This window comes from Clostridium sp. UBA1056, from assembly GCA_002316385.1.
Taxonomy (GTDB): domain Bacteria; phylum Bacillota; class Clostridia; order Clostridiales; family Clostridiaceae; genus Clostridium_J.
On the sequence record DCDL01000006.1, the window covers coordinates 41,798 to 57,951 of the forward strand.

Sequence of the window (16,154 nt, forward strand, 5' to 3'; positions counted from 1 at the left end):
TAATTTAGCCATAGGAGGTGTTTTCGCTTATATATGAAGGATGGGGTTCAGAAGTATAACAAACTGCTCACAATCCGAATTTGGAATTTATAGATGGGAAGATTAATACACAATCTTAAAATGGGAGATAATATTAGTATAAAAGTTAATGGAGTCCCAATGTTAGGTAAAGTTACTCATTGTGATAATGGACTTTACTATATAGTGTATGGACCTGACCTACGGATAGTAATTTTACATAAAGTCCTATTAACCAATATTAAACGTATTAAACCTCATATTTAGTAAATAGGTTGGATTTGAAATTGATTATTATTAAATTATTATCTAAAAACAAATGTATTTTAAATGTAATGGAGAACTTAATTTTATATACAAATATTAAATATAATAATATTAAATGTTACTATCTTCAATAAATGGAGGTGGTGTTATGGGAATTAAGTTTAAATCTATAAATAATATTAAGGAAAAAGACCTTAAAGAGACTTACACATGCGTATTCAAAAATGATATTTCACGGTCAAGAAGTTTATCGTTAATATTTGCAGTAGTTGTCATTGTACTCTTTTGTAGTAAATATTATAACTTTAAAAGCGTATTATGTAGCCATTTGGATATATAGAGGTTTTAATAGGCTTAATTATAATTTTCGATGGTATATATGCGTGGAAAATGCCTCATATTATATCAACAATTAGAATAAAGAAAGATAAAAAATATATTGGAACAGACCAAAGTGTATTTTTTTACGAAGATAATATAAAAAAAGATATAGTTGATAGTAGTTATGAATTTGATTATTCTCAAATCAAAGAGGTATATGAAACAGATACAAAATTTATCTTTATATTAAAAAGTCTCAAATATACATTTATAACTAAAGATTCTTTTGTTATAGGGGATTCTAATAGTTTTAGAGAATTTTTAAAAAATAAAATAGATAATAAAGCTACAAAATATATTATTAAATAATAAAATTTCATAGTGAAGAATTAACAAAGTGCGTTAGTTCTTCACTATGAAATTTTATTTTGATATATAGGGTGAATACATTTAAAATATCTAGTTTTATCTAAGATTCAGGCTCCTTTTAATGTATAAATTTAATTAGAACTTATATATGTAACTTATATGTTGAAATAAATTAAATTCGCATGGAATAGTTGCTTCAGTAGAGCTTGGTTATAATCAAAAAAATGAATATGAAACTGTAAAGGCTGCTGTAAATAAGACAAGCTACTATACATTATTAGCATCTAAAGAAAAACAGTAGAAGGAAAAATTAGAAGAATGTAAACAAAAGGTTATAGTTATAATGGTTCAGTTCAATATCCAGGATTAGCTAAGATGCATATTGGCTAACATTCTTATAATTAAATAAAAAATCCTATTTTATAGGATTTTTTTTATTATAATATAAAGTATATAAAAAAATAATGGTATTATAATAAAAGAAAATTCAATTATCCCTAACCTAAATAAAATATCAAAAATATAAACATAGGGAATAAGAATTATATTTAAAATTATTAATATTATTTCTGGAAAAATTAAAGTAGGAGTTGATTGAATATAAGATGAAATAAAATAATCAATATCTATAATTAAAGGTATAAATAACAAAACAATGATAAATAAAAACTTTGATATTAAGCTTTTATTTATATTCATATATCTTATTAAAAGTATAAATAATATTATATTAAATAATATTATAGATATTAAACCTATAATATTTATTGAGTTATGTGAAAACACTATTGAAACCATAATCGTCATTATTAATGTAAATGAATATATTAATAATAACTTTATTTTTTCCTTCACAATATCCTCTCCTTAAAATAGCTATAAATAAACTATACATAAGTAATATGTAAAAACTCAAAGTGATTATTTCATAAACAATGAAATTGTTACTTTTTTATTCTACTTAAAAAATCAAGTTTTTCATCATTATCTTTAAATGCTTCATAGGGTATTATCAACAAAGCTTTGTATTTCTTATTTAAAATATATATCTTAGCATTGTTTTCAACTACTTTATAAATAGATTCAAAGTTTATTTCTGTCTCAGAATTATCTACTGTAACTACAAATTTATTTGGTTTTAAAGATACTTCCTTTTCCTTTACTAAATTTGGATTTTTTTTAGTGCCTAGTTTATAGGTTTTTTTTAATCGACTTAAATAAAATTTAGGTTCTAATTTAACTATTTTATAGAGCAAAATATCAATCAGCAATGTAAACATACAAAAAATAACAACTATTTTAGTATGCAAGTAATACAATTTTGTGACCTTTATAATAGCTAATAGAGAATATAGATAAAATGCATATAAATATATTTTTCTAAATTTGAAATAAAAAATTCTATTCTTTTTAATTGTATCTAAGAAATAATGCAATTCTACAAAATCCTCTAAACCATTAGTATATTTTAAAATCATTAAAGTACCTCATCTTCCAATTAATTTATAATACCATTTAAAATGTTATTTTTCATTATTAAAATATAACTGTAAATAATAGTTATCATAAACATAATTTTACCATAAATAGACTTTTTCAAGAAGGTATTAAATGTATCTAATATAATTTTAATGATAAGAATACTTATTTGATTAAATTTTTTATGAAAATTCAAAGCTGCTTTTATAGAGTTAAGTCATTGGCAAGGATTATTTTTAAAATTATTTCATAAACAATGAAATTGTTACTTTTTTATTTTATCCTTGTATCTCACTCTTTAATGAGTTCATTAGTATATTTAAAGCTTTAATTTTTCTTCTGTATATAGCTGTATAGCTGACATTTAAGTTCTCTGCCACTTCTTTTATTGTATCTCCACGGAAATACAGTTCCCATATTAACTCTATGTCATTTTTACTTAGGCTTTTAAAAGCTTTATGGAGATTTGATGATTCAATTAATTTAATTAAGCTATCGTCAGTATTAAAATTGTCAGCTATTTCGATTAGAACTTCATCTAAGGTATTTTTTCCATGTCTTCTTTTCTCTCTTAATAAAAGGTCTAGGTAATTGTTTTTTATTGCTCTGGTAACATAACTAGTGAAGTTTTTATTTTTACTTTCATTGAAGGTATCAATACATTTCAATATAGTAAAATTTCCAACCTGAATTATATCTTCTATATCGAAGTTATAAATCTTTATTTTCAGATCCTCCTTATAAACAAAGTTTTTATATCTCTCAATAATTTTTTCTTTAGCTTCCATAGAACCGTTTTTAGATTGTTGTATATCAATCCCTAATCCTTTGAATTCCTTACTTTTCATCAATATCACCTCTTAAAATGATTACACAATAATTTACAAATTATGTATGTAAAATAAGTAAATTATTCATAAATTAAATATAAATATTAAGGATTTATTTGTAACGGTAATTGTTACACTTATTGAAACAGTATATGTTTCAAAACTTGAAAATTATTGTGTGTTTATCTGTACAATTTTTGTATCATTTTTAGTATTATAATTAACCATTGCAATCTATATAAAGTACTTGTAAATACTGATATATATATATTTAAAACATAGAAAATATTTCTTTTTAAATTTATTATTTCCATTATCTTAGGCCAGTTATTTCTCGGCGCTTGCATTGATTATGCCTTAAATAAACTATTATTAGGACTTAAAGAAAAGGAGCATCTGTACCTTCATATTTTCCCATATAAAGCTTGACAAGAAAAACTTGCATTAGCTATAATTGCTATAGCAATTAATTTATTGGAGGAATGGAAGTGGAACTTGATAATTATATTGGGTTTATTCTTAATAATGTTACAAGAAAATTTAGTCAGTTCACGGTGAACTTCTTTAAGGAATATAATATTACACCTGAGCAGGCTGGAATCATCAGAAGATTGGGAGAAGAAGAGGGCATAACACAAAAGGACTTAGCAATACGAATGGATAAAGATCAAACTAATGTAACCAGATTATTAGATCAATTAGAACGAAAAGATTTAGTAACGCGAAACAGAAGTAAAGATGATAGAAGATCATCTCTAACTTATCTAACAGATGAAGGTAAAAAACTCAATGAATATATAATTCCTGCTGAACAGGAAATAATGAATGTTGCATTGAGAGGAATTTCAGAAGAAAGAAAAGCTTTATTAAAGGAAATAATAGGTGAAATAACAGAAAACATAAATTTACATAGTAATTTGAATGCTAATAATGAGAAAGATCAATAGAAGTGAAGAAACATAGCATTTGGAGCAAAGATTAAAATTTGAGAGATGCAGAATAAGCATAATAACTAGGTAAAAATATTATTTTTAATATATAAATTGAAAAACTAGGAGGAAGAAAATGAACTTAGAAAATATTAAATCATCTATTGTAAATAATGTATATCACATCCCAGCAGATAAGAAGGTGCCTTTACACCAGCACCCAAAGCACGACGAAATTTTCTACTGTATTAAAGGTGAAGGCTTCGGAGTACTTGAAAATAGTGAAATAGAATTGACTGTTGGAAAAGCCTTTATAGTTCGTGCAGGAGTAATGCATGCCCTACGTTCAGACAGCAATTTATATGTAACTTCAATCTTAATTCCCGTTGTAGAAGAATAATCATTTCAATAATAAAAACTACTCTAAGCCGAAAGGGAATAGAGTAGTTTTTTACTTAGCGGTTCATTTTAATTACTATAACTCTCTGCTTTTTAGAACATGCCACGGATGTTCCCACTACACCTATTTGAAAAAAATTGATATTCATTTGCCAAAAGATTATGCTTTAAAATTAGTTTAAGTATATAAACGATTACATTAATATAATTTACTCTACTATAATAGTTTTAGTTGTTTCTCCAAAATACTTATTAAGTTGCTCTTGCTGATATCCTGGACGTTCAGTTGCATCAAATCTTAATTTTACGGTGTATACACCAGGCTCAGTAAAAACATGTGATGGTGCTGAATCAGAAGAAGTATTTCCATCACCAAAATTCCATGAATATGAGGTTATGAATTCTCTATGTCTAAGTTTACTTAAAGCATCAGTTTCAAATTTGATAGGTTGTCCCACCTTTACAGAGTCTTCTGAATTAATACTAATTTGTATACGCTGTGGTAAAGATGGTCTAGTAACATTTCCATTCTCATCCCTTGGACCAGGTGGACCTATTTGAAAGTCCATAGCTTTAGCACTACTAATTGGTGCTAAAGAAATAGTTAAAGCTAAAACACTTGATAATAAAATCTTTTTGTTCATTATTAAAACCCCTTTTTGTTTAATTTGGTTATTTTACCCCCTAGTAAAATACCACACCATCCCATTTTAACATTTTATTGGATAAAATCAAGTAAAAATAATAAAATTTATAATTATGAATATATTTTACAATTATTTAATATATTTACGATTTATTCTCTAATTTATCTTAATTTAATAGAATTGAAAGCTTAAAAAAATTCTTTGATGATGTGATTCTTATTCTTCTTCTGTCTTTACTATCAGGATATAGGAGATTAAGATAATCTAATAATTAAGAATTTTATATAAAAAAATAAAATAAATAGTTAATATATGGTAATATTTGGAATATTATTATAATATAAAGGAGGGAATATATGAAAAATAAAAAATGAAAATAGCTCGTATTGGATGTGATATGAAGCAAGATGAATTGGAAAAAGTTGTAGGTATAACAAGACAACCAATAGGGTTAATAGATGCTGGAAATTATAATCCATCGCTAAATCTTTGTATTGCAATATGTAGGGTATTGGGTAAAACTTTAAATGATTTATTTTGGGAGGAGATATAATGAAAAGTTTAGAGAATCAAGATGAAAGAATTTTAATGCAAAAGAGAAAAGTACACAGTGAGGCATTCCAACTATTAATTTACTATTTATTAATAGCAATTGTAGTGCAAAAATTCATTTTTAATGCTCCACTTTATCAAATTATAGTTGAGCTTGTGGGTGTTGTAGGTGCGGCATTTTATGTTGAAATACGCAATTCGTTATTAGGAAGCGATATTTATTCTACAAACACTACTATTAAGGAAGATATTATTAAGAGAAGTATTATTTCAGGATGTGGTTGTACTATTTTTCTTCGTATAATAGCTGGTATTACTGATATGCAAATTCTTTTAATTTTATTCTTATATACTACAATTAGTTTTGCTAGCTTTTCATTTCTTTTCTACTATTTAAACAGAAAAAAGCAGGATAAGATTGAAGAAGAACTAAATAAGGATGAAGTTGATATTGAAGAAACTATATAAAAGAAACACCATATCTTTGATATAAAAGCTATGGTGTTTCTTTATATTTTTAGAACATGACACGGATGCTCATACTACACTTGTTTGAAAAAATTGATATTCATCTGCCAAAAGGTTATGCTTAAAAATTAGTTTAAGCATATAAACGATTACATTAATATAATTTATCCGATGACTACCCGCTCCAATACTCCTATCTTCTTCAAAATGGGAGTAAAGAGAGGCTACGGCCCTGGATAACGATTTTCCCTAAAGGACAACGAATTCTAAGTATCAAAAATACTGATACTTAGAATTCTGTTAGTAAGTTTCAGTGGGAGTAAAAACTCCCTCTGAAGCAAAGAACTCTGTTTATTCTACTATAATAGTTTTAGTTATTTCTCTAGAATACTTTTTAATAGGTCCATTGTGATAGCAACCTGGATTTTGCCATGCCTCAAGCTTTAATTTTACAGTGTACATACCGGACTCATTAAAAACATGTGATACTACTGAATCAGAAGAAGTATTTCCATCACCGAAATCCCATGAATATGAAATTGCAGAAGTATTTACAACTCTATCGTCAAGACTAGATTCAAATTTGATAGGTTCACCCACCTTTACAGAGTCTTCTGAATTAATAGTGGCTTTATTAATGCTCATTTGTGTATAGTCTGGAGCGATTGATAAAGGAGGCCATACATTATCACCAGTTGATGGACGTGGGCCAGGTGGACCTATTTGAAAATCCATAGCTCTAGCACTACTAATTGGTGCTAAAGAAATAGTTAAAGCTAAAGCACTTGATAATAAAATCTTCTTGTTCATTATAAAAACCCCTTTTTGTTTAATTTGGTTATTTTACATTCTAGTAAAATACCATGCTACCCCATTTTAAAATTTTATTGAATAAAAGCAAGTAACAAGTAAAGTTTAATAGTTATTTAATCGTTTACACTTAATTCTCTACTTCTCTTTCTTTTTTAGATGGACTATATTAATTAATTTATTCTACTATAATAGTTTTAGTTGTTTCTCCAAAATACTCTTCATAACGTCCAAAGCAGCCTGGATCTTTCCATCCATCAATTTTTAATTTTACAGTATATATACCAGGTTCATTAAAAACATGTGATGTTACTGAATTAGAAGAAGTATTTCCATCACCGAAATCCCATGAATATGAAATTACATAAGGTCGATGTACAGGTATATCACTAATACTAGATTCAAATTTGATAGGTTCTCCCACCTTTACAGAGTCTTCTGAATTAATACTGACTTCTACACGTTTCGGTACGACATCGTATCGTGAAGTAGGACTTCCATTATCATCAATTGGACCAGATGGTGGAAGTAGTCCAGAATCCATAGCTTTGGCGCTACTAATTGGTGCTAAAGAAATAGTTAAAGCTAAAGCACTTGATAATAAAATCTTTTTGTTCATTACTAAAACCCCTTTTCTAGTTAAATTTAGTTATTTTACATTCTAGTAAAATACAGCACCACCTTATTTTAACATTTTATTTAATAAAATCAAGTAAAAAGCAAAAGAAATAAAATTTAACAATTATTATATATATTTTACAGTTAATTAATATATTTATAATTCCTTCTCTACTTTATCTTAATTTAATAGAATTAAAAGTTTAAGGAAAAATAACGCGTAAGTAGCTATTACCATATGATTAAAATGCAAATATCCATTACCATCAAAGATAAATATATCAGGTTTTAAGCTAGTGATATAATATATTAAAACTTCTTATTTAAAGTATAAATCCAAATAGCACAACAAAAGTAATTGTTGAAATATTAACTGTTGATATAAAAATTTTTTTCAAAAATTAAAGATATATAATTATAAAATATAGCTTTCCTCTAGAGGCTTAGTATTAGTTATACCAAGGGTTTAAACTGGGTGGAATATCGGAAGTGTGGAAGATAAGAAGTTAAGAATATGGGAAGGAGCATAGGAAAAATGTAAATCAAAAATTAATTTTTAATAATGATGGAACAATTAAAACTATTGATAATTATGTACTATCTAAGAAATAAGAAGAGGCTTCAAGGAGTATTGAAAAATATGATGAAGATTTGGAAGATCCCTACACATACATTGATATAGAAGATATTAAAGGCATAGAGGCTACTACACCTAAAAGAATATAAAAGTATGGAGAATAAGAAGAAAACAACAAGGAAGTTAAATTTGATGATGCTAAAAGAATTTTTTGATATGGAGAGTTCAAACTAAGTTGATTCTGACAAAACTTTTAAATCATGATGTAGTAGTATAATATTGGAAGGAGGGATCAACATGGATTATCAGAGTATTATATTTGAAGCAATCCAACTTATACACAGAAAGTATGACGAAAATATATTAGTCGACGACATAGCTGAGTATGTATATCTTTCACCATCTTATTTTTCAAAGGTGTTCAGAATATTGACAGGTTATACAGTGAAAGAATACGTTAATAAATATCGTTTATACCAAGCAGCAAAGGCACTTAAGGAAACTGACAAGAGAATCATTTCTATCGCCTTTGAAGCAGGGTTTTCGTCCCAGCAGTCACTTACTAAGAGTTTTGTACAGCAATATAGAATTCCGCCGGCTCGTTTCAGGAGAATAAATCCACATATTGATCCTTTTCCTCCCGAAAATTTACTTATGGAAAGAGGTATAAAAATGGATTTAAAACAAAGCTTCAATAGTGTTCGATTTATCACAAAAGAAAGTTTCCTTGTAGTAGGAATTGAGACTGACATTAATTACAATATAGGCACTGACAACATAGGAGATTTGTATGAACAATGGAATAGAGAAAAATTAGTGGAACTAATTCCTGATCAAGTAAACTTCCCAGTAGAATATGGTATGACTCATGAATCAGGAGAAGATGATACTGCCAAGTATATGATCGGCGTGGAAGTTTCTACACTTGACAACTTGCCTTCTGGTTTCATTGCCCGTAGATTCGACAGCAGTGAATATGCAGTGTTTGATACCACTCTCGGCATGGAAACTAGCGGAGAATTTTGGAGGTATTTTTTCAAGACATGGCTATGTGAACAAAATCTTGAACAACCTCAAACGGTTTATACCAAGAACAAAAATGTTTTCTCAAGACTTCCTAGTTTTGAGGTATACGATTCTGATTTCAAAGACGAAACATCTAGGATTAAGATTTACGCACCTATTCTAAGAAAATAAGTATTTTATATTTAGAATAGGAAGAAAGCCCAAAAGAGCCTTAAGGTATAGAAGGCTCTTTTGGCGTGTGAACTGAAACTGTAAAATAACACAAATAGAGGAGTTTCATATAGTGAGTTAGCTTAACTCTCTTCTACTAATATGTGTTTCTAAATCTGCTAGTCTGGTTGGAATTGGTAGTCTACTTTCATTATTAATAAAATTTAGTACTATGTCAGTAGAACTTTCTAAATCAATATAATTCCCACATGATATAAATATAGGCTTTACAGCTTTTCTTGTTCTGAGCACTCTACCGTATACCTCTTTATCTATTACAATATCAGTGTATGAACCTTCTTCATCTTCTGGCATACTAAAATCTACTCCGTTAATTTTCAAGTAACTTTTTGCCACTCCTAGAGTTGGCTTATTTAAGAAAAATGACGCATGAGTAGCTATTCCCATATGATTAAAATGTAAATATCCATTGCCATCAAAGATAAATATATCAGGTTCTACTATTAATTTCTTTGAAGCCTCAATAACTAAAGGTAATTCTCTAAATGCTAAAAACCCAGGTATATATGGTACTTTTATCTCTCCTGCACTACTAATTTTTTCAATTACCTCTTTAGTATTATAATCAATAACAACTATACAGCATGTACCATATTGCTTATCTCCAATTTCCCAATAAGCTAAATCTACACCTGCAACTAATTTAATATCATTTTTATTAAACGTATTTTTAAATACTATTTTTTCTTTTAATTTGTTTTGTATCTCTATAAACTCTTCTTCTTTATAAATATTAAAATTATGAACTTCTTTTATTTCCATACTACTACTCTCTTCCTATAGCTTTATGCCACTCTTTTTGGCTATTTATCATTTTTAAATCTTCTTAATTTTTCCTTAATTAATACTTCCTCTTCGTTCCATTCTTTTAAATTTGGCTATATTTTAGTATAGTGCTGATAATGGTATGTAATCAAAGGAGTAAAATTTCCTGATATAGTAAAAGGTACGAGCACCTTATGAATTAACTTGTTTTTTTTCATCTTTTATGAATAAACAAGCCACCATAGAGACTATCCAAGCATAATTAATAAATGAACTCATAAGTATTCCTAATATTACAAATACAAACGCAATATCAATATTATTTTTATTTAAATATTGTTGTATACTTTTAATAGAAGCCATCATCTCCACACTCCTTCAGATATATTATTTTTGTATTATCCATTAAATTAAAGTTTGTATATATGTAAATTATAACATCACTTTCAATATAGTGTATATAATTAAACCTATTGTGCTAGTTAAAGACATCATAGATAATAATATTATTTATATTTCACTTTTATCCATACATAGAAAGATAGATATCACCAATTTCCAATGAATGAACTAACATTTTAAAATTTTAAAATGTTAAATATTTAAATAGTTTCCATTATAACTTTTTAAAAAGTTATAATGCTATATAATGTTACATATATGAATTAAATAATTCTTTTATGAAAATTACTAAATTCATCTAGCACAACAAGTTAATTAAACAAATATCAGTTCTCTTTCTTTAAAATCAGCTATCTTTGTGTAAGCGTATGCTATATTACATTGAACCACAAAGTTTAGAATCTTTCCTTATTTCCATTATAATGAAGGGATGTTATACTTAGTAATATTGATTGTTTTAGTTATGTCTAAGAGGGGATATAGATATGAAGAATTTAAAAAGTATGTATAGATCATACTGCTAGTATACTTGTAATGACATCAGATACTGCAATTAGTACTTATGATTTATCCTTTGAGAGTGAAGAATTACAGTAACCCATGATTCTTATGTGGGTTTCCAATGTAAGAGAATCGTTAATATTTGATATGCAATATATATTTAGATTTAGCCGCCGCAACAATAGTTTTTATTCCCATTGGGGCGGCTTGAAAAATGAATATCTATTATTTACTTATAAAGATTTTAATTGATGGACATTCTGCATTTACTATTAATAGTATTTTCCGGTGATTTCCGTCACATCAATTCGTATCACAGCTGTACCTTTAACCATATTGCTTGGAATTTCATTGTTTACCAAATGAGGTGTATATTTTTCCACGATTTTGTTCAGCGCATTTCTTTTTTCCTCGATATCATCCACAAGTTTGGCAGTACCAGAGATAATCACACTTTCGTACTTTGTATTTGTATCCCATGATTTTCCCTCTGGGTCTAGCAGCAGTTTATCCATTTCAAAAACAGAAAATCCAACTCTGGAATCCTGGGCAATATTGTCCAGCTTTTTGCCCTTTGGTAACCCATGGACAAAGATTGCATTATCGTAATAGACAAAATGGATTGGAGTACTGTACGGTGTACCATCAGGATTCAGTGTGGCCAAACTGCCGGTTTGTGCTCGCTGAAGCAAGTGGTTTATCTGTTCTTCCGTTAAAGGATGTGTTTTCATTCGATGTTGCATAATATAGCCTCCTTATCATACTGTTCCTTTTTCCTTTACTATAATACAAAACCGGCTCCTTTGTAAGAACCGGTTTAAATAATCTCATAGGATACAGTTGGATTAACAGAACCAGGCTTGATATAAGATCTCCACAGCTCTCGGGATGTCCTTCTCTGGCATCATGCCATACCCCAAGATAAGGGCATTATTCCTATAATTTTGTTTGTTCAGCCAGAAAGGGGATACAGGATATACTTTAATTTTGTATTCAAGTGCTTTTTGGATAAGTTCCTCTTCCTGCTGTCCATCCAAAAACTCCAGTAGAATATGTAATCCAGCTTGGTGACCATGGATTCGCACCTTATTTCCCATATTTTGTTTGATTCCATCAATCAAAATATCGTGCTTCTTTTTTTGAGATAGGCAAATCTTCCGTACATGCTTTTCCCAATGCCCATCCGCCATAAATCGGGCAAGAATTTTCTGTTCTATTAATGGTACAGTACATTGGCATCCAGTAAACCTCTCTTGATATGCTGGTAGCAACCATGTCGGCAGTATCATATATGCCATCCGAAGGCCAGGAGAAAGTGCTTTGGAAAATGTACCAACATAGATTACACGCTCATATTGATCAATGGATTGTAAAGATGGAATTGGCCGCCCATTATAACGAAATTCGCTATCATAATCATCCTCGATAATGATATTGTCATGTTCTCGTGCCCAGTTCAATATTTCGATTCGCTTATGGATTGGCATAACGGTACCCATTGGAAACTGGTGGGATGGTGTAATATGAACCATTCTTGCGGATGATGCGGTAAGTTCCTTTAATTCAATCCCATCCTCACAAACCGGTATCGGCGAAATATTGAATCCACTACTTCGGAAGATGACACTGGCACCATTATAGCAGGGTTCCTCCATGGCCACCTTTTTTTCCACGTAGGGAAATATTTTTATTATAATTTCAAGAGCGGATTGTGTGCCACTACAAATTATAATCTGTTCCGGTTTGCAGTTGACTCCACGGGTGTGATACAAATATTCCATGAGTTGGATTCGTAAATCTATGTCTCCTTTTATATAGCCATCGCTGTGGACTTCTTGCGCATCCGGTCCATCCAACACATCAGCCATATACTTCCTCCAGAGCTTATACGGAAAACTCGCAGCATCGAGATTTCCATATTGAAAATTATAACGAATATTTTCAATCTCACGATCGGAAGCGACAACCACCGCTTCGCCCGTTGTTAATATCTCCGCTGCTTTCGGGTTAATATTAAATTGCAAATTGTTCACCACATAGCCAGAGCTTGCCACACTTGTAATGTATCCTTCTAGAACTAGTTGTGCATAGGCGTTTTCTACAGTATTCCGTCCAATTTGCAATTCTCTTGCCAATGCCCTCGTGGATGTTATTCGTGTGCCAATAGGCAAATTCCCCATAAGAATATCATGTTTTATTTGTTCATATATTTGCTGATAAATTGGTTTTTGGACTTCATGATCAATGTGCAGCATTCACATTCCCCCCATTCACTAATATTTGCCACAATTATAACATAAACGTGTTTAACTGTATCCCATAAAATCTGAAAATCGACTATATTAAACACGCCGCTTTATACTTATACTAGTTTCCTCATCTTAATATCTCGTTACATATAATAATATTTCCTTGGCCATAGATTACCATTTGAAATCAATTTAGGAGAATTATAATATACAATACAAAATATTGATGTATATATTTGATAAATTAGATGATAATTATTCCATAATTGTTTTATAATAACTTTTAATGAAGTATAATTAATAGTGCAATGGTGGGTGAAGAGGAGGAACTCCATCCTTTGTATTGGGCGGAGAGAGGTATTATTATAATCCTATATTTAATAAAATGTATGAAGGGGGTATAATTTTGGATCTACTATTTAAAATTATTATTAGTTATGTGGCTTTTTATCTAGTAATTTGGTTTCATGAATTAGGACATTCCTTTTTTTATTGGAAATATGGGTGCAAAGAAAATTGGCTTAAAGTAAGCGTAAAGCCATATTTATTCTTTTCTACGCCAGCTCCAGTAGATGAAGAAAAGGCAGAACAGTTAACACCTAAGCAGAATCTAATGGTGTCATATGGAGGAATCTTTGTAAATTTGTTTTTGGCTTTTGTGATATCAATATTAATTCAAATAAATCCTATAAAAAACAATTATATCGAGTTGTTTGTATATCAATTTGTAACTTTGCATTTGGCAGAAGCAATCAGTTATCTTGTATTGGGAAATATTTATTTAGTAAGTGATATGAAAAGTATTGCAGATACAAAACCGAAACTACGTCCAGTTAATTTTATATTAGGAATATTTATAAGCGTGATATATGTAATATTTATTCAGCAACTTCCTCAACAGATTTTTTCTATAGTGATTAGCTTTAATTTAATTGCCATCATTTGTATGGGCGGTGGAAGAATTGCATTCACATATTATTATTCTAAAAGGCAACAATAAAAATTTAAGGCTATGTTTTAATATAGTGTTGAAATAGAGTAAAAAAAGTATAGGTGGAATTGTCCACCTATACTGCTCGATATAAGAAAATTACGTACGATAACTCCTACTAAAAAGATTACTATTATGTGTTATTATGATTCATCAGTTGCTAAATACTTTTTTATTAAAGCTATTATTTGTGTTATCACCACCATTAACAGTGATACCTTGCTTTATAGGTGAAAGTAAAAATCCGAAAACTATACCACAGGAAAATGCTAATGCTGATAACATAAAAATTTCTCTTTTCTTCATTTTTATCCCCCTTTTAAGATAAGTATTTTTTAATAATAGGTATATATAACTTTTATTCTGATCTTTTCAATATGGCTAATGAGTCGATACCTCTTTCATGTTATTCCTTCCGTCTATAAATCAAAGATATAGGGCCATCTTCAAAATCTAAACTTCTATAGAATTTCTCATTTCTAATACTTCCCCTTAACATGTAAGTAACTTGTTTGCTACTATCTAATATGGTATTTATTAAAACTTTACCAATACCTTTTCTTCTGTATTTCGAATCAACCACTACATTATTTATTTGTCAATTAAATACATAATCAGTTGTACATCTAGCAAATCCAACCATGGTTTCTTCATCCCATGCAGTAACTACTATTTGAGAATTTTCTACCATAGCTTTTAATCTATTAATATCATCAGTTTTATCATTCCATCCTACTTCATTAAATAAAGTTTTTAACTTATCATAATCAACTTTTTTATCTGTATTATACATAATCATAGTATAAAGCACTCCCTTTAATTAATTTTCTTATCATCTTACTGCTTCTCCTAAATAGTTTATTAAATACAAAAATATATGATTTAATGAAATATTGTTAAACTATGTTACACTATTACAAATTTCCATCAGCCTAATAAGTTGTCTCTTTAATGCCTCTTTATCACTTCTCCATGAGAATACTTCCCCAGGTCCGCCATATTCTAATGTTACAATATCTGGTTTGGTTTTTGATAAAATCCACTGAAGAATTTCATAATCTTCTTCTTTCATTTCTAAATGCCAATCTCTTAATTCAACATTTTCTTTTTCAGCAGTTCCTACTATATGAATCTCCTTTACCTTTTCTAATGGTAATCGATTTAAATAATCATAGACGCTCTCATGACAATTTGTTGCAGTTACTTTAGCATGCGCAATATCTAATAATAATTTAGCATTAGTTTTGTCCAATATTTGATTTATTACATCAGTGCTTGTACAAAACTTCATCATTCCAAATTCTTCTTCGTCAAATAATGAATATGGCATATTTTCTATTAAAAATGGAACTTCAATATTATTTGACCATACTTTTACTACATTAGTCATATGCTCAATCATAACTTGCTCTTTGCAAATATAATCCCAATCTTTTAGGATCGATGCTAAATGAATAGCATAATGAGGGGATTTATACTTATATATTGAACTACTTACATACTCCCAATTGACATCATTTATATTCTTCATGCTTGCTCTTTCATTAAACCCTAATCCATGCAAAAGTATAGGCTTTATTGAGAGAGCTTTTTCCCAAACATCCTTATACATTTCAAAAAGTCCTAATTTGATATAGTCCACATTAACAATATCTTCTTTAAGAAGTTCTATAAGTTCATCAGAATAATTACATGCTAATAACAT

General features: G+C 28.8%; 21 protein-coding genes and 1 pseudogene. 8 read left to right on the forward strand and 14 right to left on the reverse strand.

The window, feature by feature from the left end; genetic code table 11:
* Nucleotides 1-93 precede the first annotated feature (93 nt).
* Both B3W71_RS02750 and B3W71_RS02755 read left to right on the forward strand, forming a co-directional pair.
* The gene (locus B3W71_RS02750) at nucleotides 94-285 is read left to right on the forward strand and encodes a hypothetical protein (protein WP_346887412.1); all 192 of its coding nucleotides are present in this window, start codon (nucleotides 94-96) and stop codon (nucleotides 283-285) included.
* A 390-nt stretch (nucleotides 286-675) separates the two neighbouring features.
* Complete coding sequence (locus B3W71_RS02755) at nucleotides 676-975, forward strand: YcxB family protein (RefSeq protein ID WP_346887413.1); 300 nt, start codon at nucleotides 676-678, stop codon at nucleotides 973-975.
* A gap of 944 nt (nucleotides 976-1,919) precedes the next feature.
* On the opposite strand, the gene B3W71_RS02760 is transcribed toward B3W71_RS02755, so the two are convergent.
* Nucleotides 1,920-2,453 (reverse strand): YcxB family protein, encoded by a 534-nt coding sequence (locus tag B3W71_RS02760; protein ID WP_346887414.1) that lies wholly within the window; start codon nucleotides 2,451-2,453, stop codon nucleotides 1,920-1,922.
* Between the two features lie 279 nt (nucleotides 2,454-2,732).
* Complete coding sequence (locus B3W71_RS02765; RefSeq protein ID WP_346887415.1) at nucleotides 2,733-3,302, reverse strand: sigma-70 family RNA polymerase sigma factor; 570 nt, start codon at nucleotides 3,300-3,302, stop codon at nucleotides 2,733-2,735.
* Nucleotides 3,303-3,772: 470 nt separating this feature from the next.
* Here B3W71_RS02765 and B3W71_RS02770 point away from each other — a divergent pair, with 470 nt between their 5' ends.
* Nucleotides 3,773-4,231: a MarR family transcriptional regulator gene (locus B3W71_RS02770; protein ID WP_346887416.1), complete on the forward strand. Its 459-nt coding sequence runs from the start codon at nucleotides 3,773-3,775 to the stop codon at nucleotides 4,229-4,231.
* A gap of 118 nt (nucleotides 4,232-4,349) precedes the next feature.
* Nucleotides 4,350-4,613, forward strand: a complete 264-nt coding sequence (locus B3W71_RS02775; protein ID WP_346887417.1) for a cupin domain-containing protein — start codon at nucleotides 4,350-4,352, stop codon at nucleotides 4,611-4,613.
* A 208-nt stretch (nucleotides 4,614-4,821) separates the two neighbouring features.
* Here the strand turns inward: B3W71_RS02775 and B3W71_RS02780 are convergent, their stop codons facing one another.
* The gene (locus B3W71_RS02780; protein WP_346887418.1) at nucleotides 4,822-5,256 is read right to left on the reverse strand and encodes a PKD domain-containing protein; all 435 of its coding nucleotides are present in this window, start codon (nucleotides 5,254-5,256) and stop codon (nucleotides 4,822-4,824) included.
* A gap of 373 nt (nucleotides 5,257-5,629) precedes the next feature.
* Between B3W71_RS02780 and B3W71_RS02785 the strand changes: the two genes are divergently transcribed.
* Both B3W71_RS02785 and B3W71_RS02790 read left to right on the forward strand, forming a co-directional pair.
* The gene (locus tag B3W71_RS02785; RefSeq protein WP_346887419.1) at nucleotides 5,630-5,812 is read left to right on the forward strand and encodes a helix-turn-helix transcriptional regulator; all 183 of its coding nucleotides are present in this window, start codon (nucleotides 5,630-5,632) and stop codon (nucleotides 5,810-5,812) included.
* Nucleotides 5,812-6,279 carry a DUF6773 family protein gene (locus B3W71_RS02790; protein WP_346887420.1) on the forward strand — a complete coding sequence of 156 codons (468 nt, stop codon included), beginning with the start codon at nucleotides 5,812-5,814 and terminating at the stop codon, nucleotides 6,277-6,279. Before B3W71_RS02785 ends, B3W71_RS02790 begins: the two co-directional genes overlap by 1 nt.
* A 351-nt stretch (nucleotides 6,280-6,630) precedes the next feature.
* Here B3W71_RS02790 and B3W71_RS02795 read toward each other — a convergent pair whose 3' ends face one another.
* The 3 genes and pseudogenes from B3W71_RS02795 to B3W71_RS02805 all read right to left on the reverse strand — a co-directional run.
* A complete protein-coding gene (locus B3W71_RS02795; protein ID WP_346887421.1) occupies nucleotides 6,631-7,089 on the reverse strand; it encodes a PKD domain-containing protein in 459 nt (152 codons plus the stop codon).
* A gap of 178 nt (nucleotides 7,090-7,267) precedes the next feature.
* Nucleotides 7,268-7,708, reverse strand: coding sequence for a PKD domain-containing protein (locus B3W71_RS02800; protein ID WP_346887422.1), 441 nt, complete (start codon nucleotides 7,706-7,708; stop codon nucleotides 7,268-7,270).
* A gap of 204 nt (nucleotides 7,709-7,912) precedes the next feature.
* Nucleotides 7,913-7,996 (reverse strand): annotated as a pseudogene (locus B3W71_RS02805) (endonuclease V); the annotation flags it as partial.
* A 585-nt stretch (nucleotides 7,997-8,581) separates the two neighbouring features.
* On the opposite strand from B3W71_RS02805, the gene B3W71_RS02810 reads away from it, so the two are divergent.
* Nucleotides 8,582-9,481 (forward strand): AraC family transcriptional regulator, encoded by a 900-nt coding sequence (locus B3W71_RS02810; RefSeq protein ID WP_346887423.1) that lies wholly within the window; start codon nucleotides 8,582-8,584, stop codon nucleotides 9,479-9,481.
* 117 nt (nucleotides 9,482-9,598) lie between these two features.
* On the opposite strand, the gene B3W71_RS02815 is transcribed toward B3W71_RS02810, so the two are convergent.
* From B3W71_RS02815 to B3W71_RS02830, 4 genes are all read right to left on the reverse strand, one after another.
* On the reverse strand, nucleotides 9,599-10,303 hold the full coding sequence (locus B3W71_RS02815) for an endonuclease V (protein ID WP_346887424.1): 705 nt from the start codon (nucleotides 10,301-10,303) through the stop codon (nucleotides 9,599-9,601).
* Between the two features lie 195 nt (nucleotides 10,304-10,498).
* Nucleotides 10,499-10,672 (reverse strand): hypothetical protein, encoded by a 174-nt coding sequence (locus B3W71_RS02820; protein WP_346887425.1) that lies wholly within the window; start codon nucleotides 10,670-10,672, stop codon nucleotides 10,499-10,501.
* 809 nt (nucleotides 10,673-11,481) lie between these two features.
* Nucleotides 11,482-11,952 (reverse strand): pyridoxamine 5'-phosphate oxidase family protein, encoded by a 471-nt coding sequence (locus tag B3W71_RS02825; RefSeq protein WP_346887426.1) that lies wholly within the window; start codon nucleotides 11,950-11,952, stop codon nucleotides 11,482-11,484.
* 102 nt (nucleotides 11,953-12,054) lie between these two features.
* A complete protein-coding gene (locus tag B3W71_RS02830; protein ID WP_346887427.1) occupies nucleotides 12,055-13,464 on the reverse strand; it encodes a PLP-dependent aminotransferase family protein in 1,410 nt (469 codons plus the stop codon).
* 400 nt (nucleotides 13,465-13,864) lie between these two features.
* Here B3W71_RS02830 and B3W71_RS02835 point away from each other — a divergent pair, with 400 nt between their 5' ends.
* Nucleotides 13,865-14,458, forward strand: a complete 594-nt coding sequence (locus B3W71_RS02835; protein ID WP_346887428.1) for a site-2 protease family protein — start codon at nucleotides 13,865-13,867, stop codon at nucleotides 14,456-14,458.
* Between the two features lie 144 nt (nucleotides 14,459-14,602).
* Here B3W71_RS02835 and B3W71_RS02840 read toward each other — a convergent pair whose 3' ends face one another.
* The 4 genes from B3W71_RS02840 to B3W71_RS02850 form a co-directional block, all read right to left on the reverse strand.
* Nucleotides 14,603-14,755, reverse strand: a complete 153-nt coding sequence (locus B3W71_RS02840) for a hypothetical protein (RefSeq protein WP_346887429.1) — start codon at nucleotides 14,753-14,755, stop codon at nucleotides 14,603-14,605.
* 100 nt (nucleotides 14,756-14,855) lie between these two features.
* On the reverse strand, nucleotides 14,856-15,032 hold the full coding sequence (locus B3W71_RS19220; RefSeq protein ID WP_414631972.1) for a GNAT family N-acetyltransferase: 177 nt from the start codon (nucleotides 15,030-15,032) through the stop codon (nucleotides 14,856-14,858).
* A gap of 15 nt (nucleotides 15,033-15,047) precedes the next feature.
* Nucleotides 15,048-15,248, reverse strand: a complete 201-nt coding sequence (locus B3W71_RS02845; RefSeq protein WP_346887430.1) for a hypothetical protein — start codon at nucleotides 15,246-15,248, stop codon at nucleotides 15,048-15,050.
* Nucleotides 15,249-15,350: 102 nt separating this feature from the next.
* Nucleotides 15,351-16,154, reverse strand: coding sequence for a DUF692 family multinuclear iron-containing protein (locus B3W71_RS02850; protein ID WP_346887431.1), 804 nt, complete (start codon nucleotides 16,152-16,154; stop codon nucleotides 15,351-15,353).

What these genes read in the sequence shown, in the direction of transcription:
- B3W71_RS02750 (WP_346887412.1), top strand. Translation starts at nt 94, where the DNA reads ATGGGAAGATTAATACACAATCTTAAAATGGGAGATAATATTAGTATA.
- B3W71_RS02755 (WP_346887413.1), top strand. Translation starts at nt 676, where the DNA reads ATGCCTCATATTATATCAACAATTAGAATAAAGAAAGATAAAAAATAT.
- B3W71_RS02760 (WP_346887414.1), bottom strand. Translation starts at nt 2,453, where the DNA reads ATGATTTTAAAATATACTAATGGTTTAGAGGATTTTGTAGAATTGCAT.
- B3W71_RS02765 (WP_346887415.1), bottom strand. Translation starts at nt 3,302, where the DNA reads ATGAAAAGTAAGGAATTCAAAGGATTAGGGATTGATATACAACAATCT.
- B3W71_RS02775 (WP_346887417.1), top strand. Translation starts at nt 4,350, where the DNA reads ATGAACTTAGAAAATATTAAATCATCTATTGTAAATAATGTATATCAC.
- B3W71_RS02780 (WP_346887418.1), bottom strand. Translation starts at nt 5,256, where the DNA reads ATGAACAAAAAGATTTTATTATCAAGTGTTTTAGCTTTAACTATTTCT.
- B3W71_RS02785 (WP_346887419.1), top strand. Translation starts at nt 5,630, where the DNA reads ATGAAAATAGCTCGTATTGGATGTGATATGAAGCAAGATGAATTGGAA.
- B3W71_RS02790 (WP_346887420.1), top strand. Translation starts at nt 5,812, where the DNA reads ATGAAAAGTTTAGAGAATCAAGATGAAAGAATTTTAATGCAAAAGAGA.
- B3W71_RS02795 (WP_346887421.1), bottom strand. Translation starts at nt 7,089, where the DNA reads ATGAACAAGAAGATTTTATTATCAAGTGCTTTAGCTTTAACTATTTCT.
- B3W71_RS02800 (WP_346887422.1), bottom strand. Translation starts at nt 7,708, where the DNA reads ATGAACAAAAAGATTTTATTATCAAGTGCTTTAGCTTTAACTATTTCT.
- B3W71_RS02810 (WP_346887423.1), top strand. Translation starts at nt 8,582, where the DNA reads ATGGATTATCAGAGTATTATATTTGAAGCAATCCAACTTATACACAGA.
- B3W71_RS02815 (WP_346887424.1), bottom strand. Translation starts at nt 10,303, where the DNA reads ATGGAAATAAAAGAAGTTCATAATTTTAATATTTATAAAGAAGAAGAG.
- B3W71_RS02820 (WP_346887425.1), bottom strand. Translation starts at nt 10,672, where the DNA reads ATGATGGCTTCTATTAAAAGTATACAACAATATTTAAATAAAAATAAT.
- B3W71_RS02825 (WP_346887426.1), bottom strand. Translation starts at nt 11,952, where the DNA reads ATGCAACATCGAATGAAAACACATCCTTTAACGGAAGAACAGATAAAC.
- B3W71_RS02830 (WP_346887427.1), bottom strand. Translation starts at nt 13,464, where the DNA reads ATGCTGCACATTGATCATGAAGTCCAAAAACCAATTTATCAGCAAATA.
- B3W71_RS02840 (WP_346887429.1), bottom strand. Translation starts at nt 14,755, where the DNA reads ATGAAGAAAAGAGAAATTTTTATGTTATCAGCATTAGCATTTTCCTGT.
- B3W71_RS02845 (WP_346887430.1), bottom strand. Translation starts at nt 15,248, where the DNA reads ATGATTATGTATAATACAGATAAAAAAGTTGATTATGATAAGTTAAAA.
- B3W71_RS02850 (WP_346887431.1), bottom strand. Translation starts at nt 16,154, where the DNA reads ATGTTATTAGCATGTAATTATTCTGATGAACTTATAGAACTTCTTAAA.